Origin of the sequence: Nioella sp., assembly GCF_965215655.1 — a bacterium.
In the GTDB taxonomy this organism is placed as follows: domain Bacteria; phylum Pseudomonadota; class Alphaproteobacteria; order Rhodobacterales; family Rhodobacteraceae; genus Nioella.
Map to the genome: position 1 here is coordinate 3,043,959 of NZ_OZ244111.1, position 22,320 is coordinate 3,066,278.

19 protein-coding genes are annotated in these 22,320 nt (G+C 64.0%); 9 read left to right on the forward strand and 10 right to left on the reverse strand.

All coding sequences use genetic code 11. The features are described 5' to 3' along the window. Both ACOOEX_RS15135 and ACOOEX_RS15140 read right to left on the reverse strand, forming a co-directional pair. On the reverse strand, nucleotides 1-855 hold the full coding sequence (locus ACOOEX_RS15135; RefSeq protein WP_420395605.1) for an urease accessory protein UreD: 855 nt from the start codon (nucleotides 853-855) through the stop codon (nucleotides 1-3). Nucleotides 856-985: 130 nt separating this feature from the next. After that, on the reverse strand, nucleotides 986-1,852 hold the full coding sequence (locus tag ACOOEX_RS15140; RefSeq protein WP_420395606.1) for a MurR/RpiR family transcriptional regulator: 867 nt from the start codon (nucleotides 1,850-1,852) through the stop codon (nucleotides 986-988). Between the two features lie 153 nt (nucleotides 1,853-2,005). On the opposite strand from ACOOEX_RS15140, the gene ACOOEX_RS15145 reads away from it, so the two are divergent. The 9 genes from ACOOEX_RS15145 (at nucleotide 2,006) to ACOOEX_RS15185 (ending at nucleotide 11,055) form a co-directional block, all read left to right on the forward strand. Next, nucleotides 2,006-2,797 carry an N-formylglutamate amidohydrolase gene (locus ACOOEX_RS15145; protein WP_420395607.1) on the forward strand — a complete coding sequence of 264 codons (792 nt, stop codon included), beginning with the start codon at nucleotides 2,006-2,008 and terminating at the stop codon, nucleotides 2,795-2,797. After that, a complete protein-coding gene (locus ACOOEX_RS15150; RefSeq protein ID WP_420395608.1) occupies nucleotides 2,790-3,386 on the forward strand; it encodes a TRAP transporter small permease subunit in 597 nt (198 codons plus the stop codon). The genes ACOOEX_RS15145 and ACOOEX_RS15150 overlap by 8 nt, the downstream gene beginning before the upstream one ends. Continuing rightward, nucleotides 3,386-4,708 carry a TRAP transporter large permease gene (locus tag ACOOEX_RS15155; RefSeq protein ID WP_420395609.1) on the forward strand — a complete coding sequence of 441 codons (1,323 nt, stop codon included), beginning with the start codon at nucleotides 3,386-3,388 and terminating at the stop codon, nucleotides 4,706-4,708. The genes ACOOEX_RS15150 and ACOOEX_RS15155 overlap by 1 nt, the downstream gene beginning before the upstream one ends. Before the next feature lie 48 nt (nucleotides 4,709-4,756). Then, complete coding sequence (locus ACOOEX_RS15160; protein WP_420395610.1) at nucleotides 4,757-5,791, forward strand: TRAP transporter substrate-binding protein; 1,035 nt, start codon at nucleotides 4,757-4,759, stop codon at nucleotides 5,789-5,791. Between the two features lie 66 nt (nucleotides 5,792-5,857). Then, entirely contained in the window at nucleotides 5,858-7,219 is a 1,362-nt protein-coding gene (locus tag ACOOEX_RS15165; protein ID WP_420395611.1) for a glutamine synthetase family protein, read from the forward strand. A 3-nt stretch (nucleotides 7,220-7,222) separates the two neighbouring features. Beyond that, complete coding sequence (locus tag ACOOEX_RS15170) at nucleotides 7,223-7,627, forward strand: YybH family protein (protein ID WP_420395612.1); 405 nt, start codon at nucleotides 7,223-7,225, stop codon at nucleotides 7,625-7,627. Continuing rightward, entirely contained in the window at nucleotides 7,624-9,003 is a 1,380-nt protein-coding gene (locus ACOOEX_RS15175) for an aldehyde dehydrogenase family protein (protein WP_420395613.1), read from the forward strand. The genes ACOOEX_RS15170 and ACOOEX_RS15175 overlap by 4 nt, the downstream gene beginning before the upstream one ends. Beyond that, nucleotides 9,000-10,145, forward strand: a complete 1,146-nt coding sequence (locus ACOOEX_RS15180) for an iron-containing alcohol dehydrogenase (protein WP_420395614.1) — start codon at nucleotides 9,000-9,002, stop codon at nucleotides 10,143-10,145. Before ACOOEX_RS15175 ends, ACOOEX_RS15180 begins: the two co-directional genes overlap by 4 nt. An 82-nt stretch (nucleotides 10,146-10,227) precedes the next feature. Then, nucleotides 10,228-11,055, forward strand: coding sequence for an alpha/beta hydrolase (locus tag ACOOEX_RS15185; protein WP_420395615.1), 828 nt, complete (start codon nucleotides 10,228-10,230; stop codon nucleotides 11,053-11,055). A gap of 108 nt (nucleotides 11,056-11,163) precedes the next feature. Here ACOOEX_RS15185 and modC read toward each other — a convergent pair whose 3' ends face one another. The 8 genes from modC to ACOOEX_RS15225 all read right to left on the reverse strand — a co-directional run bounded on the left by modC (nucleotide 11,164) and on the right by ACOOEX_RS15225 (nucleotide 22,267). Continuing rightward, entirely contained in the window at nucleotides 11,164-12,249 is a 1,086-nt protein-coding gene (gene modC, locus ACOOEX_RS15190; RefSeq protein ID WP_420395616.1) for a molybdenum ABC transporter ATP-binding protein, read from the reverse strand. Then, nucleotides 12,246-12,938, reverse strand: a complete 693-nt coding sequence (gene modB, locus ACOOEX_RS15195; protein ID WP_420395617.1) for a molybdate ABC transporter permease subunit — start codon at nucleotides 12,936-12,938, stop codon at nucleotides 12,246-12,248. Before modB ends, modC begins: the two co-directional genes overlap by 4 nt. Before the next feature lie 4 nt (nucleotides 12,939-12,942). After that, nucleotides 12,943-13,674: a molybdate ABC transporter substrate-binding protein gene (gene modA, locus ACOOEX_RS15200; RefSeq protein WP_420395618.1), complete on the reverse strand. Its 732-nt coding sequence runs from the start codon at nucleotides 13,672-13,674 to the stop codon at nucleotides 12,943-12,945. A gap of 89 nt (nucleotides 13,675-13,763) precedes the next feature. Further along, a complete protein-coding gene (locus tag ACOOEX_RS15205) occupies nucleotides 13,764-14,165 on the reverse strand; it encodes a winged helix-turn-helix domain-containing protein (protein WP_420395619.1) in 402 nt (133 codons plus the stop codon). Nucleotides 14,166-14,300: 135 nt separating this feature from the next. Next, nucleotides 14,301-16,094, reverse strand: a complete 1,794-nt coding sequence (locus ACOOEX_RS15210; protein WP_420395620.1) for a gamma-glutamyltransferase family protein — start codon at nucleotides 16,092-16,094, stop codon at nucleotides 14,301-14,303. A 69-nt stretch (nucleotides 16,095-16,163) separates the two neighbouring features. Beyond that, nucleotides 16,164-17,474, reverse strand: a complete 1,311-nt coding sequence (locus ACOOEX_RS15215) for an aspartate aminotransferase family protein (RefSeq protein ID WP_420395621.1) — start codon at nucleotides 17,472-17,474, stop codon at nucleotides 16,164-16,166. Between the two features lie 12 nt (nucleotides 17,475-17,486). After that, complete coding sequence (locus ACOOEX_RS15220; protein WP_420395622.1) at nucleotides 17,487-19,889, reverse strand: GcvT family protein; 2,403 nt, start codon at nucleotides 19,887-19,889, stop codon at nucleotides 17,487-17,489. Beyond that, complete coding sequence (locus ACOOEX_RS15225) at nucleotides 19,886-22,267, reverse strand: GcvT family protein (protein ID WP_420395623.1); 2,382 nt, start codon at nucleotides 22,265-22,267, stop codon at nucleotides 19,886-19,888. The genes ACOOEX_RS15220 and ACOOEX_RS15225 overlap by 4 nt, the downstream gene beginning before the upstream one ends. Nucleotides 22,268-22,320 lie beyond the last annotated feature (53 nt).

Below are 22,320 nucleotides of genomic sequence, written 5' to 3' on the forward strand. Positions count from 1 at the left end.
TCACAGCATCCATGTTCGGGGCAGGTCCGCCCGGTGCAAAAGGGAGATGACAGGGATCAGGCTGGCGCGCAGGGCGAAGCTGTCTTCGGCCAGAATGCGGATGAACAGCAGATCGGGGCGGATCAGGCTTGCTCCACCGGTTTCAGGCAGCAGATCGCGGACATCGCCCAGAAACGCTTCGGCCCCCGGCGCGGCGAAGATCACCTTGGCCAGTGCCGTCGCGCCGTGACCGGTGGCATGGCCCTGCATCAGCCGGGACACATCGCCAGTCAGCCGGGTGGCATCGGTGAAGAGGCGCGCGCCACCACGGAAGATCTCGATCCGGTCAGACAGGCGAATGTCGTGCAGCACCTCACCCATGGCACGGCGACCGAAAACCAGCGGTTCCACGACCAGAAGGCTGGCGTCTTTGGCCATGGTCACCGACAGACGGCGGCGCAGGCTGCTTCGGTCAAACAGGATGGTTTCCTGTGGCAGCCAGTCGATGCGCCCGCCCGCACCGATGGTCAGGCGCGCGTCCACATGTCCGATGTCCCCAGGCTGCGCCCGGTAGATGCGTTCGGCGGCCTGCGTGGTCAGGGTCAGGCGCGCGGCGGGCTCTGCGTCGGCCTCAACGGTAAAGCGGTCGCCACCCGTGACCCCGCCCGAGGTGTTCAGCAGCACCGCCTGCGGCCAGCCCGGCGTCTGGCGCGGAAACAGCATGCGCATCGACCCGGACTGCCGCAATCCGCGCAATCCTGATGGCCCGACGGTCAACCGCGCCGCGCCTATTGCCCTTGGCTGGCTTGCGACCCCGGACAGGTCATGCGCTGAGAGCGGCTTGTTGATGGGAGCCTCCGTTGGGTTGTCCGACACCAGAGGTGCCCCCGATGTCGCCGGAGTCGGAAGGCCGAGCATAAAATCCGGGCGTTTCCCCACACATGGATGCTGAATGGTCGGGCGGTCCAGCCGTGAATGCCCAAAATCCGGGCATCAGCTAGACGGATCAGGTGAACTTGCGGAACAGCCGTGTCATGTCGAAAAGCTCGTCCAGACGGTCATAGCGGTCCTTTGTATCGGGCCAGCTTTTTTCCTGCGTGGCCGCGATCAGCGCCTCGACCAGCATCATGGTGGCGATGTTGGAATCCCAGGCCGACGGGATTTCCACCCAGCAATTGAAAACCTGCCCCGCGACCTTGGCCACGGGCGAGGCCCATTGATCGGTGATCAGGATGATGTTCACCCCGCGCGGAGCCACCAGATCGGCCAGGCGTTCCAGATTGGTTTCATAGCGGCGCACGTCGAACATCAGCAGCGTGTCGCCTTCGATCATGTCCAGCACGTAATGCGGCCAGGTGGCAGAGGAGGAGGTCATGTGGGTGACGCGCGGTCGAATCGCCTGGAAATGGGTGAAGGAGTAATCCGCGAGCGCCCGTGTGATGCGCCCGCCGACCACGTAGAGCCGCCCGGAGGTATCGGACAGCCGCTCTACCGCCGCATCGAACTTGGCGGTATCCACGTTCTCGAAAGTCTGGCCGATATTCTGCTGCACCGCCTCGGCGAACCGGTTCAGCATATGGGTATCTGGCGCCGCCGCCGCCCATGTGGCCCGGCGCTGTGTGGGGCCGGAGGCCCGCGCCTCAAGCTCCTTTAGCAGGGCCTGATGAAACTGCGGATATCCTTTGAACCCAAGCTTTTGCACCATCCGCGCCACTGTCGGCGTGGAGACGCCCGCATTGGCGGCAACGGCAGTGATCGAGGCCAAACCGGCGGAGGGATAGTTTTCCAGCAGGGCATTGGCGAATTTGCGCTCTGACTGGGTCAGTGCGGAGTAGTGTTCGCGGATCAGCTCCCGGACGGTCGTTACGGCCATGAAGTCCCTCCACCAGACAGGTTCTGCCGAAATCCCGGGCAGTTTGGCCTCTGTTGATAGCAGTTGGCGCAACCCGGTCCAAGCTTTCTGGAAATATATTGACAGAAACCACGCAGAAGGAAACAATATTTACAGAACTGGGATGGAATCGGCATGTCTGCGGCACTCGACATGACAGCAAGCGATGCGGTTGAGGTGATCAACCGGGGGGGCGAAGGCCCCGTCGTTCTGCTGTGCGAACATGCCTCGCATCACATTCCCGCCCGCTATGACGGCCTTGGGCTGGCACCGCAGGACCGGCACAGCCACGCCGCCTGGGATCCCGGCGCGCTTGGCGTCGCGCGGGAATTGTCTAACCTGTTGGATGCGCCGCTTGTTGCCAGCCGCGTGTCGCGGCTCGTCTATGATTGCAACCGCCCGCCCGAGGCCGCCAGCGCCATGCCTGCCCGGTCCGAAGCCATCGACGTGCCTGGAAATCATGGCCTTTCAGCCGATCAGCGGGCCGAGCGGGAATCCACGGTCTATCGCCCTTTCTGCGATGCGGTCGGGGCGGTTCTGGACGGTCGCCGGGTCAGCCAGTCTCCCACTGCGCTGGTGACCGTCCACAGCTTCACCCCGGTATTTCACGGACGCACCCGCGCGGTTGAGATCGGTATTCTGCACGACACCGACACCCGCATTGCCGATGCGATGCTGGACAATGTCACCGCTTTGCCGCACCGCCATGTGGACAGAAACGAGCCATATGGCCCCGCCGATGGCGTCACCCATTCCCTGCGGCTGCACGGGATCGACCGCGACTTGCCGAACGTGATGATCGAAATCCGTAACGACCTGCTGACGAGTGAGGCCGATCAAGCGGCGCTTGCCCGTGAAATTCATCTGCTTCTGGTCCCCGCGCTGGCGACTTTGGGCCTGACCGATCAGGAGGCCGGGAATGCCTAGGGTCATCCTCGCCTATATCCGCGCCATCGACCGGATGAACCGCTTCATCGGGCGGATCGCGATGTATCTGATCTTCGTGCTGATCGGCATCCTGCTGTGGAGCTCGATCTCCAAGACCTTCTTCAACCCGGCGCAGTGGACGCTGGAAACCGCGCAATTCGTGATGGTCGCCTATTACATCCTTGGCGGTCCCTACTCGGTGCAGCTTGGCTCGAACGTGAGAATGGACCTGTTCTATGGCAACTGGAGCCCGCGCACCAAGGCCTGGGTCGATGCCTTCACCGTGTTGTTCCTGATTTACTACCTTGTCGTGCTGTTCATCGGCGCGGTCAGTTCCACCGCCTATGCGCTTGGCTACTTCGGGATGGAGCCCTTCACCTTCTTCCGCGATCTAGCCTGGGCGTTCCTGACCGGCGGGTTCAGCGGCGCGGCAGAGGAAATCGGCTTTCTCGAACGCAGCCCCACGGCGTGGCGTCCCATCCTGTGGCCCATCAAGGTCACGCTTTGCATCGGTGTCTTCCTCATGATCCTTCAGGCCTCGGCTGAGTTCTTCCGCGATATCGGCCGCATTCGCGGGGAGGATCTGTGATGTCCTATGAACTCATCGCAATCATGATGTTCAGCTCGATGATGCTGATGCTGTTTACCGGGCAGCGCGTCTTCGGGGCCATCGGCTTTGTCGCGGCTTTGTCGGGCGTTCTGCTTTGGGGTGTGGGCGGCATCGAGATCCCCTTCGCCAACGCGATGAAGCTGATGCGCTGGTATCCACTGCTGACGCTACCGATGTTCATCTTCATGGGCTACATCCTGTCGGAATCGAAGATCGCCGACGATCTTTACAAGATGTTCCATGTCTGGATGGGGCCGGTGCGCGGCGGGCTGGCCATTGGCACGATCGGGCTGATGGTGCTGATTTCGGCCATGAACGGGCTGTCAGTCGCGGGCATGGCCATCGGCGCCACCATCGCGCTGCCGGAACTGCTGCGCCGGGGCTATGACAAGATCATGGTGACAGGCGTCATTCAGGCCGGATCCTCGCTTGGCATCCTGGTGCCGCCCTCGGTCGTGTTGGTCCTATACGCGATGATCGCGCGCCAGCCGGTGGGGCAGCTGTGGCTGGCGGGCGTTCTGCCCGGCCTGATGATGGCCGCGATGTTCATCATCTACATCTATGTCCGCTGCCGCATTCAGCCAGAGCTTGGCCCTGCGTTGCCAGAGGAAGAGCGTAACGTGCCCATGGCCGAGAAACTGCGCCTGCTGCGCGCCGGGCTGCTGCCGCTGGTCATCTTCGCCACGATGATGGTGCCCTTCGTCAATGGCTGGACCTCGCTGGTAGAAAGCTCTGCCATCGGGGCGCTGACGGCCTTCGTGGCCGCCGTGCTGAAGGGCCGGATGACGAAAGAGGTGTTCGAGACCTCGGTGCGCAATACGCTCGGCATCTCCTGCATGTTCATGTGGATCATCCTGGCCGCACTTGGCTTTGGCGCGATCTTTGACGGGCTTGGCGCGGTGAATGCGATTGAGAGCCTGTTCACTGAACAATGGGGCCTTAGCCCCTGGATGATCCTCATCCTTATGCAGCTATCCTTCATCGTTATGGGCACCTTCCTTGATGACACCGCGATGCTGGTGATCGTCGCGCCGCTTTACGTGCCGCTGGTCGATGAGCTTGGCTTCAACCTGATCTGGTACGGCGTGCTCTACACGATCACCACGCAGATCGCTTATATGACGCCGCCCTTCGGCTACAATCTCTTCCTGATGCGCGCCATGGCCCCGCCCGAGATCGGCCTGCGCGACATCTATCAGTCCATCATCCCCTTCGCGCTCGTGATGGTACTGGCCCTGACGCTGGTCATGGTCTTCCCGCAGATCGCGCTTTGGCTGCCCGATTATGTCTACAACCGATAGCAAACAGACCCCGCGAACCGGGGCACCCCATCAACAAGGAGAAGTGACATGACGACAAGACGTAAGTTCCTGCAAACCGCAGGGGTCGGCGCGGCGGCGGCCGGGCTGGCAACGCCTGCCATCGCTCAGAACACCATCACCTGGCGGATGCAGACCTATGCCGGTGCGGCCCTGGCCGAGCATGTGATCACCCCGGCGATCAACATGTTCAACCAGATCGCAGGAGACCGCATGCAGATCGAGCTGTTCTATGCCGATCAGCTGGTGCCCACGGGCGAGCTGTTCCGCGCCATGCAGCGCGGCACGATCGACGCGGTGCAATCGGACGACGACTCCATGGCCTCGCCCACGGAAGTGACGGTGTTCGGCGGCTATTTCCCCTTCGCCTCGCGCTACTCGCTCGACGTGCCAGTGCTGTTCAACCAGTACGGGCTGAACGAGATCTGGGACGAGGCCTATTCGGCGGTCGGTGTGAAACACATCTCCGCCGGTGCCTGGGACCCTTGCCATTTCGCCACCGTCGATCCGATCCGCAGCCTTGCCGATCTTCAGGGCAAGCGGGTCTTCACCTTCCCGACCGCTGGCCGCTTCCTCAGCCAGTTCGGCGTGGTTCCGGTGACCCTGCCCTGGGAAGATATCGAAGTGGCCGTGCAGACGGGCGAGCTCGACGGCATCGCGTGGTCGGGCATCACCGAGGATTACACCGTCGGCTGGTCGAACGTGACCAACTATTTCCTGACCAACAACATCTCGGGGGCCTGGGCCGGATCGTTCTTCGCCAATATGGACCGCTGGAACGAACTGCCCGAAGACCTGCAGACCCTGTTCCGTGTCTGCTGTGACCAGTCGCACTACTATCGCCAGTGGTGGTACTGGGGCGGCGAGGCCGCGCTGCGCGTTCACGGCACCGACATGGAACTGACCTCGATCCCCGATGAGGAATGGGCAACGGTCGAAGCTGCCGCGCAGGAGTTCTGGGAAGAGATCGCCGCCGAGTCCGAAACGAAACGGCGTGTGGTGGAAATCTTCCGGCAGTATAACGCGGATATGCAGGCCGCTGGCCGGCCCTATCGCTATACCTGATCACGGTCCCGCCTCGGCCCGCCACGTCCGGGCCGGGGCACTCCCAATGCCTTACAGGAACACACCATGTCCGCCATCCTGAGTTTCGACACCCTGAAAGACCAAGTCGCCAACGGCACCGTGGATACCGTGCTGGTCTGCGCGGTCGACATGCAGGGCCGCCTGATGGGCAAACGTTTCCATGCCGTGAACTTCGTCGAAAGCGCGTGGAAGGAAACCCATTGCTGTAACTACCTGCTGGCCACCGATCTGGAAATGGCAACGCCCGATGGCTACGCCTCGACCAGCTGGCGGGCGGGCTATGGCGACTATGTGATGAAGCCGGACCTGAGCACCCTGCGCCCGGTGCCGTGGCTGGAAGGCACCGTCATGGTGCTGTGCGATCTGCTGGATCACCACACTCATGAAGACGTGCCCCATTCGCCCCGCGCGATCCTGAAACGCCAGGTCAAGCGGCTGGAAGCTATGGGCTATGACGCCATGATGGCGACCGAGATCGAGTTCTTCCTGTTCGAGAAGAGCTTTGACGAGATCCGCAAATCAGGCTTCCGCGACATGCAGCCGATCAGCGGCTACAACGAAGATTACCACATCTTCCAGACCACCAAGGAAGAACACGTGATGCGGCCGATCCGCAATCACCTCTATGCGGCGGGCATCCCGGTGGAGAATTCCAAGGGTGAGGCCGAGACCGGCCAGGAAGAGTTGAACATCCGCTATTCAGCGGCGCTCAACACCGCCGACAATCACACCATCGCCAAGAACGCGGTGAAGGAGATTGCCTGGCAGAACGGCCATGCGGTGACGTTCCTGCCCAAGTGGCACCATGACAAGGTCGGCAGTTCCAGCCATGTGCATCAGTCGCTGTGGAAAGACGGTGCGCCGGTCTTCTACGACGAAAACGACCCGCTTGGCATGTCGGACCTGATGAAAAGCTACATGGCCGGGCTGATCAAATATGCCAGCGATTACACCTGTTTCCTCGCCCCCTATATCAACAGCTACAAGCGCTTCCAGAAGGGCAGCTTCGCCCCGACCCGCACGGTCTGGTCGGTTGACAATCGCACCGCCGGGTTCCGCCTGTGTGGCGAGGGCAGCAAGGCCGTGCGCGTGGAATGCCGCATCGGCGGGTCCGACATGAACCCCTATCTCGCCATGGCAGCGATGCTGGCCGCAGGCATCAAAGGCATCGAGGACGAGCTTGAGCTTGAGGCCCCCTTCAAGGGCGACGCCTATGAGGGCGATGTGGGCCACATCCCCGGCACCCTTCGCGACGCGGCCGAGACCCTGCGCAATTCGGCCATGTTGCGAGAGGCCATGGGCGATTGGGTGGTCGACCATTACACCCGCGCGGCCGAGGTGGAGATCGAGGATTTCGACCGCGTTGTGACCGATTACGAGGTCGCGCGCGGGTTCGAGCGGGCCTGAGCCATGTCCGCGCGCGATGTGTTCCAGCCGGTGCTCGACCGGTATCTGCAGGCATACACCGCCCATGACAGCGCGGGCTGTGCGGCGGAATTCACTTCGGACGGGCAGATCTTCTCGCCCTATGGGCCGCCTGCCACGGGCACCGCGGCGCTGAAGGCCGCGCATGACAGCTGGTTCGAGGAAGGCGAGTTCAATAAATCCATGACCATCCTCGAAGCCCGCGCAGAGGGTGGCATCGGCTTCTGCAGCCTGCTCTACTCAGCGAATGTCACCGCCCCGGACGGCCAGGTCCTTCGGATCGTCGGCACTGGTCTCAGCACCTTCCTGCGGCAGGCCGACGGCAGCTGGAAAATCCGCCACACAAGCCTCAACGAGCTTGAGGAACAGAAAGAAAGCGCCCTCGCATGAGCCTTCTCAATTGCATCTCGCCGATCGACGGATCGGTATTCGCCGAGCGCACAACGCTTGAAACGTCAGCCGCGCGCGCCCTGGTGGACCGCGCCCGCGCGGCGCAGGCGGATTGGGCCGCCCGGCCCCTGTCCGAACGTGCTGAACTGGTTATGGCCGGTGTTGCCGCCGTGGGTGCCATGAATGACGAGATCGTGCCGGAACTGGCCCATATGATGGGTCGTCCGGTACGCTATGGCGGTGAGTTTGGCGGCTTCAACGAACGCGCCAGCCATATGGCCGCGATTGCAGAAGGGGCTCTGGCCGATATCGCCGTGGGTGAGGACGCCACCTTCAAACGCTACATCAGGCGCGTGCCCCATGGCGTCGTCTTCGTCGTGGCCCCTTGGAACTACCCCTACATGACCGCGATCAACACGGTCGCGCCCGCCCTGATCGCGGGCAACACGGTGGTGCTGAAACATGCCACGCAAACGCTGTTGGTGGGTGAACGCATGGCCCGCGCCTTTCATTCGGCTGGCGTGCCCGAAGACGTGTTCCTCAATGTCTTCCTCGACCACGACACGACATCGGCCCTGATCGCGGACGGGGCCTTCGATTTCGTCAATTTCACCGGATCGGTCGGCGGGGGCCGCGCGATGGAACGCGCGGCAGCGGGCACATTCACCGGCCTTGGGCTGGAGCTTGGCGGCAAGGACCCCGGCTATGTGATGGAAGACGCCGATCTGGATGCGGCGGTTGCCACGCTGATTGACGGGGCCATGTTCAATTCCGGCCAGTGCTGCTGCGGGATCGAGCGGATTTACGTTCACGAAAGCCTGTTCGACGCCTTTGTGGAAAAATCTGTTGCGCTGGTCAAAACCTACAAGCTCGGCAATCCGCTTGACCCGGAAACCACGCTCGGCCCGATGGCGAGCACCCGGTTCGCCGATGAGGTTCGCGCGCAGATATCGGAGGCCGTTGCGGCGGGTGCCGTCGCCCACATCCCCACTTTCGCGGAAGATGACGGCGGCGCCTATCTGACCCCACAGATCCTGACCGGCGTGACCCATGACATGCGCGTGATGCGCGATGAGAGTTTCGGCCCCGTCGTCGGCATCATGCCCGTGAAGGATGACGAAGAAGCCATCGCGCTGATGAATGACAGCGAATTCGGCCTGACTGCCAGCCTATGGACCGCCGATATCGAGCGCGCCATGGCCGTGGGTGACCGGGTTGAGACCGGCACCGTCTTCCTCAACCGCGCCGACTATCTCGACCCGGGCCTGTGCTGGACCGGCTGCAAGAACACCGGGCGCGGCGGTGGCCTGTCGGTTATCGGCTACCACAACCTGACCCGTCCCAAATCCTACCATCTCAAGAAGGTGACCAAATGAGTCTCACCGGAAACTGGTCCTACCCGACCGCGATCAAATTCGGCGCTGGCCGCATTGCCGAACTGCCCGAGGCCTGCGCCCAAACCGGCATGAAACGCCCGCTGCTGGTCACCGACCGGGGCCTGCGCGATCTGCCGATCACCACGGCAACGCTGGATATCATGGAAGCCGCCGGGCTTGGCCGCGCGATCTTCGCCGATGTGGACCCGAATCCGAACGAGATGAACCTCGCCGCCGGGCTGGAGGTCTACAAGGCGGGCGGTCATGACGGGGTCATCGCTTTTGGCGGCGGCTCTGGCCTCGATCTGGGCAAGATGGTTGCCTTCATGTCGGGGCAGACCCGGCCCGTTTGGGACTATGAGGATATCGGCGACTGGTGGACCCGAGCGGATCCCGCTGGCATTGCCCCGATCATCGCCGTTCCAACGACCGCAGGCACCGGGTCCGAGGTGGGGCGCGCCAGCGTCATCACCAATTCCGTGACCCATGTGAAGAAGATCATCTTCCACCCCAAGGTGTTGCCATCGGTCGTGATCGCCGACCCGGAACTGACCGTCGGCATGCCGCAGGCGATCACGGCAGGCACAGGGCTCGATGCTTTCGCCCATTGCGTGGAGGCCTTCAGCAGCCCGCATTACCACCCGATGAGCCAGGGGATTGCGCTGGAAGGCATGCGGCTGGTGAAAGAGTACCTGCCGCGCGCCTACGCCATCGGCACCGATATCGAGGCACGCGCCCAGATGATGAGCGCCGCCGCCATGGGCGCGACCGCTTTCCAGAAGGGTCTTGGCGCTATCCATGCGCTCAGCCACCCGATTGGCGCGGTCTACGGCACCCATCACGGCACCACCAACGCCGTCTGCATGCCCGCCGTGCTGCGCCTGAATGCCCCGGCCATCGCGCAACGGTTCGATATGGCTGCTGCCTATCTTGGCATCGAAGGCGGGTTTGCCGGGTTTCAGACCTTCGTGCAGGCGTTCAACGACAGCCTCGGCATCCCGCGCAGTCTGTCCGAGATGGGTGTCGGCCGCGACCGCATCGACGAGCTGACGGCAATGGCCTTGGAAGACCCCTCCTGCGGCGGCAATCCGGTCACGTTGACGGCAGAGAACGTCAAGGCGCTGTTCGAAGAGATCATCTGAACGGCGGTTTTCCCGTTTGATCATTCCCCCGGGGCGGGTCTACTCTGCGCCCCGGGTTTCTTATGACCATAGGACAGCAGATATGAACAGCGCAGCACCGGAGAGCGGAATCGACTGGGAAGATGCCTTTGCCAATGCCGATCACATTCCCGGCGGCGACGGCTTTCCGGCCATCTGGGAACAGCGCGCACAGGCGTTTCGGGATAGCTGGCCCCATTGCGAGTTGGACATTCCCTATGGGGTCGCCCCGCGCGAACGGTTCGATCTGTTCCGGCCGGATGGGCTGACCAGAGGCCTCGTCGTCTTTGTCCATGGCGGCTATTGGATGCGGATGCACAAGGGACTGTATTCGGACCTGGCCGCTGGACCTTTGGTACGCGGTTGGGCGGTCGCCCTGCCGAGCTATACATTGGCCCCCGAGGCCAGGATCGCGGGCATCACACGCCAGATCGGCGCGGCCATCTGCAAGGCTGCCACGATGGTCGACGGGCCGATCCGGCTGGCCGGGCACTCCGCCGGGGGGCATCTGGTGACAAGGATGATCTGCAAAGGTGGGCCACTACCTGCAACGGTCAGCGAGCGGATTGAACGGGTCATTTCCATCAGCGGTGTCCATGACCTGCGCCCCGTCCGCCTGCATTCGATGAATGAAACGCTGCAAATTGATGAGCATGATGCCGAAACCGAAAGCCCTGTGCTGATCGACCCTCTGCCCGGTAAATCCGTGACCTGCTGGACCGGCGCATTGGAGCGTCCGGAGTTCCTGCGCCAGTCGCAGATCCTGGCAGAAGCCTGGGCCGAAAAGACGGACATCTCGCCCTCGGTCTACGATCCCGGTCGTCACCATTTCGATGTCATCGACGGGCTGAAACAGGCAGACCATCCCCTGACACTATCGCTGCTTGGCTGAGAGGTCGCGGAAAAATCTTCCAGAAGATTTTTCTCGCAGACGAGGAAGACTTTTCTGGAAAAGTCTTCCTACCTTCGCCGCAAGATTTTTCCGGAAAAATCTTGCTGGCTAAAGCGCGCCGACATCTTCAGGCGCTATGGCCACCGTCTTGATCACCGCATTGCAGGACGTTCCCGGCGCCAGCGAAAGCGATGCGACTGACCTGCGGGTTATCCTTGCCAGCACCACGCCTGCGGTAGTGTCGAGCGACAGGATGGCGCCGGGCCCGTCACCTGCCCGGATATCCCGCACGGTCCCCGGCAGGATGTTCAATGCCGACAGCCCCTTTGGCCTTCCGCGCGACAGAATCACGTCATGCGCCGCGATGCGAATGCGGACCGCATGGCCCGCCGCTTGCGGAATGCGCGGCAGAAACAGCGGGCATCCCCCGGCATCAAGCTCCGTCAACCCGTCGTGATGATGGGCAACCACCCTCGCCATCAGCAGCGCACCGGCGGATCGCGCCCCAAGCGGGGTGACGGCAGGATCGGACAGCACCTCGGCTGCGGCCCCCTGCCGGATCACCCGCCCGTTTTCAAGCGCCACCACCGTTGTCGCCAGACGCGCCACCTCGGCAGCCGAATGACTGACGTAGAGGATCGGAATTTCAACCTCGTCGCGCAGTCGTTCCAGATAAGGCAGGATCTCGGCCTTGCGTGCCTCATCGAGGGCGGCCAGCGGTTCATCCGCCACGATCAGCCGTGGCGCAGACAACAAGGCCCGGCCGATTGCCACCCGCTGCTTTTCTCCGCCCGACAGCGCTCCGGGGCGACGGGTCAGTAGGTGGCCGATCCCAAGAAGATCAACCACATGCGCCATGTCCTCGATCCGTGCGCCCTTGGGGGCGAACCAGCGGCCATAGGCAAGGTTCTGACGCACGGTGAGATGCGGAAACAACCGCCCCTCCTGAAAGACATAACCGATCCGGCGCTTGTTCGGCGCCACCCAAAGGCCCCGGTCGCTATCGATCAGCACCTGATCCGCGGCCAAAATCCGCCCCCGGTCTGGCCGAAGCAGCCCCGCCACCGCATTGGCAATCGTGGTCTTGCCGGACCCGGACCGCCCGAACAGCACCGTTATGCCGGACGGGGCGTCGAACTCCGCGTCCAGCAGAAACCCCGGCAAAGCGTGGCGAAGGGAGACCGACAGGGTCATGTGCCGGACACCCTTGCGGCAATCTTCCGCGCGATGACTTCCGACAAAAGCAGCGCGGTCATGGCCACGACGACCGAGACCAGCACTAGTCGCATCGCCGCGTCTTCACCGCCCGGCACTTGCAGGAAGGCATAGATCGCGGAGGGCACGGTGCGGGTCTGGCCGGGGATGTTGGACACGAAGGTTATGGTTGCGCCAAACTCTCCCATGGCCTTGGCAAAGGCCAGGATCGCGCCCGCGAGGATGCCAGGCAGGATCATCGGCAAGGTCACGGTAGCAAAGACCCAAAGGCGTGAGGCCCCTAGCGTGGCCGCTGCTTGTTCCAGCTTGGGATCGACGGCTTCGATCGACAGGCGAATGGCGCGCACCATCAGCGGAAAGGCCATGACGGCGGCAGCCAGCGCCGCACCGGTCCAGCGGAAGGCAAGGACAATGCCTATGTCTTGCAGGGCCGACCCGACAGGCCCGCGCGTCCCGAAGGTCAGGAGCAACAGGTAACCGGTGACCACCGGCGGCAGGATCAGCGGCAGGTGCACCAGCCCGTTGACCAAACCATGCCCCGGAAACCGCCAGCGCGCCAAAGCATAGGCGGTAAAGATGCCAAGCGGCAGGCTGGCCAGCGTCGCCCAAAGCGACACGCGCAGCGACAGGGCCACCGCTTGCCATTCTTCCGGTCCCAGCCAGTCCACCGGCCTAGTCCCCCAACACTGTGAAGCCCTCGGCCTCGAACACCGCGCGGGCATCTGGGCCTTGAAGGAAGGTCAGGAACCCCCCGGCCTCCTCTCCGGCCGGACCGTATAGCAGGGCAGCCGGATAGGTGATCTGCGGGTGGCTGTCAGTGGGGAAGGTCGCGATCACGTGAATATCGGGATTGGCCCGTGCATCGGTGGCATAGACGACGCCAAGCGGGGCCTCGCCAAGCGCAACCAACGCCAGCGCTGCCCGGACATTATCCGTCTCGACCACCTGCGTGGCCACCTGATCCCACAGCCCAAGCGTATCCAGCGCCGCGCGTCCGTAGACACCTGCGGGCACGGCTTGCGTCAGCGCCATGGCGAGGCGACCGGGGCCGAGCAGCGCGGAGATATCCAGGTCAGCTGTGAGCTCGACTTGGTCGATTGGCTCATGCGCAATCAGCACGAGGCTGTTGCCCAACAGGTCAATTCGGCTGTCGGGGTCGATCAGATCCCCTGCCTGCAGCAGGTCCATCCAATCGGGGTTGGCGGAAATGAAGATATCGGCAGGGGCGCCTAGCTGAATCTGGCGCGCAAGGGCCGACGATCCCGCGAAGGAAAGCGCGATGTCCCCGCCTTCAGTGTCTTCATACTGCTCCGCAGCCCGTGTCAGCGCCGTGGTCAGGCTGGCGGCAGCGAAGACCGTCACCGGTTCGGCCGCTGCCGGGGCAGAGGTCAGGAGCCAGGCCATCAAGGATAGAGTGCAACAAACAAGACCCGCGGGTCTCGGTTGATGAGAGGTCCACCTCACGTTATGGCCACGGAAATACATCGCTAACATCAGTCGCGCCTTTCATCGTCCGGGGCGGCATCCCCGGTCTTCAACAGATCCGATATGGCATTGATCCGCGCGGCACCGGCCTCGGCTGCGATGTCTTCCAGTTTCCGATAATGCTTCAGCACTTGTTCCCCGGCTTCGGTCAATCTTGCACCGCCGCCTTTCGCCCCGCCCCGAACGCTGTCGACGAGCGGCTTCCGAAATGCGCCATTCATCTGATCTACAAGGGTCCACGCCCGTTTGTAGCTCATGGACATGGCCCGTCCGGCAGCGGCAATCGAACCGGTGTCGCGTATCCCTTCCAGCAGATCCGCCTTGCCGGGGCCAAGCATCAGGTCATCCCCGAAGAGAAGTCTGAGGCGCAGGCGGGAGGGCGGTGATGGCAGCGGGTCGGGGTGGGACATGAAAAGGAGTTAGCCGCATGAGACGCCCGATGGCAAGGGTTCATTATGTTTCAGTAAACATATCGCATATGCCAGAGCTCCGCCCTCATCGCAGGACAAGCCCGGACCTCTGACCGCGTTATGTGGCGGCGGCCCTCAACGCCCGGCGGCATAAGCCTGCATCAGGCGCGGCGTTGCAGCGGCGGACATGATCCCGTCAGGCCGGATGCGCGCGGCGGTCAGCCGCCCGATGGCCCATGGGTCCGAGACCTCCAGCCGGTGGCCGCGCCGGTCCAGTTCGGCCAGGGTCGCTTGCGGGAAATTCGGCTCGATCATCAGATAGCCGGACCTGGTGCCGCGCGGGTAGAAGCTTTCCAGCAGATGGCCCGTGTGGAAGAGCGGCCCGTCGATGGCCTCTTGCAGGTTCATGCCGTGATGGATCAGCCGCAGCAGGAAGGTCAGCTGCCACTGGTCCTGCTGGTCGCCGCCTGGCGTGCCGAAGGCCAGTTTCGTTCCGTCGGGCGCTTGGGCCATGGAGGGCGATAGAGTCGTTCGCGGGCGCCGGCCGGGGGCGAGCGAGGTGGGCAACCCATCCTCCAGCCAGAACATCTGCGCACGGGTGTTGAGCGGAACCCCCAGTCCCGGCACAACGGGCGAGGATTTCAACCAACCGCCCGACGGTGTCGCAGACACCATGTTGCCCCATCGGTCCACCACATCAACATGGCAGGTATCGCCCCGCTTGGCCGTCAGATGGGCCATGGTGGGCTCACCGATGCCGATGCCTGTGTCGTCCGGCACGGGTTCCGCCACACGGGCGCGGAAAGCATCGGCCCAATCCTCGTATCCCGCGATAGAGCCCGGCCGGAAGTCGAGACTGGCGCTATCCCCAATCTCGGCCCGCCGCGCCGCGCCGTACCCGGCAGATAACAGCGTTTCCAGTGGCAGTGCCTTGCCGTTCGGCTCTCCCAGATAGGCGTCGCGATCCGCGAAGGCGAGCTTCAGCGCCTCGCTCACCAGATGCACGAAATCCGGCCCCATCTGGTCCATCCCGGCCAGATCGTCCCCGCGCAGCATCTGCAACGCCTGCAACAGCACCGGCCCCTGGGTCCAGCCGCCGCATTTCCAGGCGGTCCAGCCCGCATGATCAACCGAGATCGGGGCCTCGAAGCTCGCCCGCCAATTGGCCATATCCTGCCCGGTCAGCACACCCTTGTGGCGTTGGCCCGAGGCGTCCAGCACCTCGGCCTCCCGCAGGAAATCATCAATCGCTTCGGCAACGAAGCCCTCGTAAAAGGCCCGCCGCGCCGCTTCGATCTGGGCCACCCGGTCCACGCCCGCGCCTTTGGCCTCATCCACCAGCCTCTCCCAGAATTCGGCCAGTGCGGGATTGGCGAAGAGCGCCCCCGCTTGCGGTGCTGATCCACCGGGCAGCCAGACCGGCGCGGAGGTTGGCCATTCTTTGCGGAACACATCCGCCATGCCCGCAATCTCGTTCGCGACACGCGGCAGGATCGGATGACCGTGGCGCGCATAGTGGATCGCGGGGGCCAGTACTTCGGCCAGCGGTAAACGCCCATGATCGCGCAAGAGCAACATCCACGCGTCAAAAGCCCCCGGTACGACAGTGGCCAGCAGACCAGAGCCGGGGATGCGTGTCAGCCCCTCGGCGCGGTAGTGGTCAATCGTCGCCCCGGCGGGTGCCGTCCCTTGCCCGCAGATCACCACCGGTTCCTCTGCCCCGGCTGCACGGTAAAGCAGCGGCATGTCGCCCAAGGGCCCGTTCAGATGCGGCTCCACCACATTGAGAACAAAGCCCGTAGCGACGGCCGCATCGGCTGCACTACCGCCAGCCTCCAGCATCTTCATGCCCGCAGCTGTCGCCAGCCAATGGGTGCTGGTGACCATGCCGAAGGTGCCGGAGATTTCGGGCCGGGTGGTGAATGTCATGAGGCTTGCTTTCAGTTGGAAATACGCCCTCAAGACAAAGCGCAGTTGGGCCAGACTGGCAATGCCCTGTCAGCCGAGCGCCGTGAACGCCCGGTCGAGCCCTTCCGCCACATTCTCCACGTCTTCCAAAGACAGGCACATCGGCGGCACCATGCGCAGCACCGATTGGGTGGGGCCGGATTTCGACAGGATCAGGCGCGAGGCGCGACAGTTCTCGAACACTGCCGAGGTGGTGTCGCGGTCGGGTTCCTTGCTGCGCCGGTCCTTCACCATCTCGATGGCCAGCATCAGTCCCCTGCCCCGGACATCGCCAATGGCCTCGTGTTTGTCCTTCAACTCATGCAGTCGTTTCAGCAGCGCCGCACCGACGGTCATGGCATTTTCCTGCACCCTGTCCTCGCGGATCACCTGCAACACCGCGCGTCCTGCCGCGCAGCTGGTGGGGTTGGCCCCATAGGTGTGGAACATGAACTTTTCCGCCATGGGTGCGGCGATCTCCTTGCGCGTCACCACAGCCCCGAGCGGGAAGCCATTGCCGATCCCCTTGGCCATGACAATGACGTCGGGCACCACGCCATCGGCCTCAAACCCCCACATATGGTCGCCCGTGCGCCCGAAGCCCGATTGCACCTCATCCGCGATATAAAGCCCCCCCGCCGCGCGCACCCGTTCGGCCGCGCCGGACATGTAGCCCTTGGGCATCTCAATGATGCCGCCATAGCCCTGCACGCTTTCCACAAGCATCCCGGCGATCTTGCCGGAGGTCCCGGTGGCGATGGTGCGCTCGATCTCATCCAGATACGGCGCAGCCCCCGCATTCTCGCCGAAGATACCGCGATACTGGTTGGGGTCGGCCACGAAAGCGACGTTGCCGGGCATGCCGGGGTGGCGCCAGGTAGAAATGCCGGTGACCGATTGCGCGGCGGCGGTCGGCCCGTGATAGGCGGTTCGTAGCGCCAGCAGGTCGAGATTGCCCGTGTAGGTCCGCGCGATGGTCATGGCGAGGTCGATAGCCTCGGCCCCGGAATTGGTGAAGTGCACCACCCAGTCGTGGCCTTTGGGCATGGTGGCGGCCAGCTCCTCAGCCAGATGCGCGGGAACCGGGTGATAGAACATCGTCGTGCAATGGGTCAGGTCGGCGGCCTGCGCCTGCGCGGCGGCGACCACCTTAGGGTGGGAATGGCCGACCGAGATACAGACATTCATGCCCAGTAGGTCGGTATACTTGTTGCCCTCCGCGTCCCACAAATATTGCATCTGCCCCCGGCGGAAGACAATCGGGTCCTTGAAGGGCACAAACTTGGTCTGCGTCGCGGCGTAGTAGGTGTCGCGGCGGCGGGCGGTGCCCTCGGTCGTCCAGTCAATGGGAAGGTCGGTCATCAGGGGCTCCTTTCACGCACGCAGGCGGCTGTTGTCGGGGTCGAAGGGCGGGCGATCCAGCACCGTGGCGGCGCGGCGCTGGCCGAGGATTTCGATGCTCAGGGCCTCACCCGACAGCGGTTCACGCAGAAGCGCAAGGGCCAGAGCGTGGCCAACCCTATGGCCAAACCCGCCCGAGGTGACGATGCCGATGATCTGGTCACCCTGCCAGACAGGGTGGGCGTAGAACGGATCAGTAGGGCCGTCCTCGACGCGCAGCAGGACTGACCGCCAATCGTTGGGGCGCGTCAGCAGGGCCTGCCGTCCAGTGAAGTCGCGGCCTTCGGTCTTGGTGAAGGCGGCAAGCCCACTTTCCAGCGGCGAGCGTTCGGTGGTCAGGTCCGCGCCCCACCCGCGATAGCCTTTTTCGAGCCGCATGGAATTGGCGGCATAGGCCCCGTAAAAGCCGATCCCATGGGGTTTGCCGGCCTCTTCAAGCGCATCGAATAGCGCGGGAAGGTGCTGTGCCTCGGCATGGAGTTCCCACCCCAATTCGCCAAGATAGGAGACACGGAGTGCCCGCACCGGCAGGCCCGCGACAGTGATCTGTTGCACGCTGAGCCAAGGGAAGCTCGCACCCAAATCCGCCTTGGTCAGCGACCCCAGAATTTCCCGCGATCTTGGCCCCATCAGGCCGATGACCCCGAGCCGCCCGGTGACGTTCGACACGGTCACATCATGATCTGCGGCGTGAGCGGTCAGCAGGTCGAGGTCGATCTCCTCCGCCGCCGCGGCGCTGGTCAAATAGGCGTGATTTTCGGCCAGCCGCGCCACGGTAAATTCCGACAAAACACCCCCCGCCGGGGTCAGCGCATGGATCAGACCGATCCGCCCCTCGCGTGGCTGGGTATTGGCCCCGAGCGTATCGAGGAACCCCGTCGTGCCCGGCCCGGTGACCTCGAATTTCGAGAAAACCGACAGATCGGCCAAAGCCACACCGTTGGTCAAGCAAGCGACCTCCCGCGCGACAGGCTCGAACCAGTTGGTGCGCTGGAAGCTTTCCGTTGCATAATCACCGGGTCTGTCCGAGAACCAGTTGGGCCGCTCCCACCCATGCGCCGCACCCATGACGGCACCGCGCGCAACCATGCGGTCATGCAGCGGCGACAGGCGCAACCCGCGCCCTGCGGGGCGTTCCTCATACGGGTAGTGCACGCCGAATTGCAGACCGAAACATTCCACCGCCTTGGCCACACGGAAGTCGCGATCCGCCCAAGCCCCGAAGCGACGGCTGTCCACGGGCAGGGCCTCCATCGGCGGTGCCCCATGCGTCATCCAATGGGCCAGGAACCAGCCCGCGCCACCGCCTTCCATCACCCCCATGGAAGACCCTGTCAGCAACCACGCCCCGGGCACCCCATGGGCTGGACCGATCAGCGGATTGGCGTCGGGGGTGAAGGTGATGGGGCCATTCACAACCGTCTTGACCCCGCCATTGCCAAGCGCCGGCACCCGCGCCATTGCGGCCTCGATGATATGTTCAACCCGGTCCAGATCAGGCGGCATCAGCTCGGCCCCGAACTCTGGCGGCACCCCGTCAACGGACCAGACATGTGCCTCTTTCTCATAGGGCCCCAGGATCAGCCCGTCGCGTTCCTGCCGCAGATACCAGCTTTCTTCCGGGTCGCGGATCATGGGCAGTTCGGGCAGACCGGCGGCGATGCGTTCGGCCACTTCGGGTACGGTGTCGGTGACAAGGTATTGATGCAGGACGGGAACAGAGGGCACATTCACCCCCATCATCTGCCCGACCTCGAAGCCCCATGTTCCTGCCGCATTCACGATCTGGCGGGCGCGGATCGTTCCTTTGGGGGTGTCCACGATCCAATCTCTGTCCTCCCGCGTGATCGACAAAACCGGGTTCTGCCGCAGGATCGTCACGCCGTTCCGCTGCGCGACCTGCGCCATCGCGTTGGTGGCCAGCGAGGGGTCGACATGGCCGTCATCGGGCTCATAGATGCCGCCGAGCAGTCCGTCGAGCATCGCCAGCGGATGCAGTTCCGCGACCCGCTCGGGCGTCAGCACCTCCAGCGGGTAGCCGGTGAAGGCCGACAGCCCCGCCACATGACGGAACTCATCCATCCGGTCGGGGTTCTTGGTCACCCGCATCGCGCCGGATCGGTGGAACCCGCAGCTTTGCCCGGTCTCTTCGGGCAGCACGTCGCGGTAGAGCCTGACCGAATGCGCCCGAAGCGCCTGGATCGTGGCGTTGTGCGCGAAATGCGTACACAGCCCCGCCGCGTGCCAGGTTGACCCGTGAGTGAGGTCGTTCTTTTCGGTCAGAACCACGTCGGACCAACCGGCCTTGGCGAGGTGATAGGCCAGCGACACGCCCATGGCGCCGCCCCCGATGATGAGAACCTGCGCCTCGGTCATGCGCGCATCCTTTCGCCTTTGGGGTCATAGGGGGGCTTGGCAAGCGCCCTCGCCAGATAGCGTGCTCCCGCGATGTCGATCTCAAACCGCCGGTCTGTGAGAGGCGTGTCAGTCAGGTCCAGCAGCGCGAAGGCCAGCGTCAGCCCGGTCCGCGCGCCCCGACCGCCAGAGGTGGTCAGCCCCACGACGCGGCCCGCCTCCCATACCGGTTCGTCATGCAGGACCAGCGGATCGCCTTCGACCTGCAACAGCACCAGTTTACGGGCGAGGTTCCCGCGCTGTGCCTCAAGCGTCGATTTGCCGGTAAAGTCCTTCGTCCAGTCGATGCAGAAGCCAAGACCAGCCTCCAGCGGCGTGATCTCCGGTCCTACGTCATGGCCCCAGTGAACGAAGCCTTTTTCCAGACGACAGGCATCCACCGCGTAGTGCCCCATGGGCCGCGCGCCAGCTGCGATCAGCTGGTCGAACAGAGGCCCGGCCACGTCAGGCGTTGCGGTCAGTTCCCACCCCAGTTCCCCTACGAAGCTGATCCGGGTGGCGCGAAGATCCTTGCGGGCGAAGGGGATGGTCCTTGCGGTGGCGAAGGGGAAATCCCGCCAATGATCGCCCGCCACCGCCGTCAGCAGATCCCGCGCGCCTGCGCCCATGACGCCGATCACGCAGCTTTCCTCGGTTACGTCGGTGATGGTCACGTCGAAGTCCCGGGACGCCCGCCGCAGAAACGCCCCATCCCTCCAGCGTGTTGCCGCGCCGGAGGTCAGGCGGAACCGGTCAGTCGCCAGACGTGTCACGGTCACATCCGCCTCGATCCCGCCTTTCGCGTTCAGAAGCTGGGTGTAGACGACCTTGCCCTCGGGTACGTCCATCCGCGAACAGGCGATCCGCTCCATGAAGGCCAGTGCCTCCGGCCCGTGGATGTGAAATTTGCTGAACGGCGAGAGGTCGAGCAGGACGGTGCCGGACTCCATCCGCGCGGCTTCCCGCGCGACAATCGGCCACCACGGCTGCGCGCCGATGGAATAGGGCAGGTCGTGCTCCGCGTCGTACTCGGCATACCACAGCCCGCGTTCCCACCCGGCGGTCATGCCGAAGACCGCACCTTGCGTGGCCCACCTGTCATGGAGCGGCGAGACCCTCAAACCGCGCCCCGCCTTGGGCTGCTTGAACGGCCAATGCAGGGCGAAAAGGTCGGCCACCGCCTCCTCCATCCGCGCGGCCATGTGGGTGTCGCTGGCGGTAAGAGGATCGCAGCGGGCGATGTCGACCTCCCACACATCCATCGGCGGCACCCCGTCGGTAATCCAATCCGCCAGCACCCGGCCCACACCTGCCGACGACATGACCCCGACCGAATTCATCCCCGCCGCCACGAAGAGCCCGTCCATCCCCGGCGCTTGCCCAATGAGTGGCTTGGTATCTGCGGTGAAACTCTCCGGCCCGTTCATGAAATGCTGGATGCCGGTGGTTTCCAGCGCCGGGATCAGCGCCAGCGCGGCCTCCATGAAGGGGGTGAACTGGTCCCAATCCTCGGCCATCTCAAGGAAGGGACGGTTGCCCTCGGGTCCATGCGGGTCCCAGCATTTGGCATTCGGTTCGAACCCGCCGATCACCAACTTGCCGGTGTCGCCCTTCATGTAGATCCCCCGGTCGAGATCGCGCAGCACGGGGAAACCCGCGAAGTCCGGGCGCGGTTCGGTGACCACATACATATGCTCAACCGGCTGCAAGGGCAGCGCCAGTCCCGCCGTCTCGGCCAAGCGTTTGGACCAAGCGCCCGCGCAAAGCGCCACGTGATCGGCCTGCATGTCGGTGCCATCCGCCAGCCTCACGCCAGTTACCTGGCCCCCGTCGGTCAGCAGCCGGCCCACGCCCGTGTTTTCGCGGATCTCCGCCCCCGCCGACCTGGCCGCGCGGGCATAGGCCATGCAAAGGTCCACCGGATTGACGCTGGCATCCTCGGCCACGTCCATCACACCGACCAGACCTGAGGAATCGACGCAAGGCACGTCGCGGGCCAGATCATCCGGACCGACCATCTGCGGGGATAGGCCGAAATGACGGCCAAGCGATGCAATCCGGTGCAGCTCGTCCATCCGCTCCGGCACCCGCGCCAGCCAATAGCCGCCCGTCTTGCGGTAGCCGGTAGACAGGCCCGTCTCAGCCTCCAGCCTTGGAAACAGCTCACGCGCATACATCGCCAGCCGTGTCATATTGGGCGTCGCGCGCAATGGCCCGACGATCCCTGCCGCGTGCCAACTGGTGCCGGAGGTCAACTGGTTGCGCTCCAAGAGCACCACATCGCACGCCCCACGCTGCGCCAGGTGATAGGCCAGCGACAGGCCAATCGCCCCGCCGCCGACAATGATGGTACGGCTCATGCGGGGCCTCCGATCGCGGGGAATTGACAGGGCATTCGAACCGGCGCAGCTTC

Coding starts and splice junctions, on each gene's coding strand:
- ACOOEX_RS15140 (WP_420395606.1), bottom strand. CDS start 1,852: ATGGCCGTAACGACCGTCCGGGAGCTGATCCGCGAACACTACTCCGCA.
- ACOOEX_RS15145 (WP_420395607.1), top strand. CDS start 2,006: ATGTCTGCGGCACTCGACATGACAGCAAGCGATGCGGTTGAGGTGATC.
- ACOOEX_RS15150 (WP_420395608.1), top strand. CDS start 2,790: ATGCCTAGGGTCATCCTCGCCTATATCCGCGCCATCGACCGGATGAAC.
- ACOOEX_RS15155 (WP_420395609.1), top strand. CDS start 3,386: ATGTCCTATGAACTCATCGCAATCATGATGTTCAGCTCGATGATGCTG.
- ACOOEX_RS15160 (WP_420395610.1), top strand. CDS start 4,757: ATGACGACAAGACGTAAGTTCCTGCAAACCGCAGGGGTCGGCGCGGCG.
- ACOOEX_RS15165 (WP_420395611.1), top strand. CDS start 5,858: ATGTCCGCCATCCTGAGTTTCGACACCCTGAAAGACCAAGTCGCCAAC.
- ACOOEX_RS15170 (WP_420395612.1), top strand. CDS start 7,223: ATGTCCGCGCGCGATGTGTTCCAGCCGGTGCTCGACCGGTATCTGCAG.
- ACOOEX_RS15175 (WP_420395613.1), top strand. CDS start 7,624: ATGAGCCTTCTCAATTGCATCTCGCCGATCGACGGATCGGTATTCGCC.
- ACOOEX_RS15180 (WP_420395614.1), top strand. CDS start 9,000: ATGAGTCTCACCGGAAACTGGTCCTACCCGACCGCGATCAAATTCGGC.
- ACOOEX_RS15185 (WP_420395615.1), top strand. CDS start 10,228: ATGAACAGCGCAGCACCGGAGAGCGGAATCGACTGGGAAGATGCCTTT.
- modC (WP_420395616.1), bottom strand. CDS start 12,249: ATGACCCTGTCGGTCTCCCTTCGCCACGCTTTGCCGGGGTTTCTGCTG.
- modA (WP_420395618.1), bottom strand. CDS start 13,674: ATGGCCTGGCTCCTGACCTCTGCCCCGGCAGCGGCCGAACCGGTGACG.
- ACOOEX_RS15205 (WP_420395619.1), bottom strand. CDS start 14,165: ATGTCCCACCCCGACCCGCTGCCATCACCGCCCTCCCGCCTGCGCCTC.
- ACOOEX_RS15210 (WP_420395620.1), bottom strand. CDS start 16,094: ATGACATTCACCACCCGGCCCGAAATCTCCGGCACCTTCGGCATGGTC.
- ACOOEX_RS15215 (WP_420395621.1), bottom strand. CDS start 17,474: ATGACCGACCTTCCCATTGACTGGACGACCGAGGGCACCGCCCGCCGC.
- ACOOEX_RS15220 (WP_420395622.1), bottom strand. CDS start 19,889: ATGACCGAGGCGCAGGTTCTCATCATCGGGGGCGGCGCCATGGGCGTG.
- ACOOEX_RS15225 (WP_420395623.1), bottom strand. CDS start 22,267: ATGAGCCGTACCATCATTGTCGGCGGCGGGGCGATTGGCCTGTCGCTG.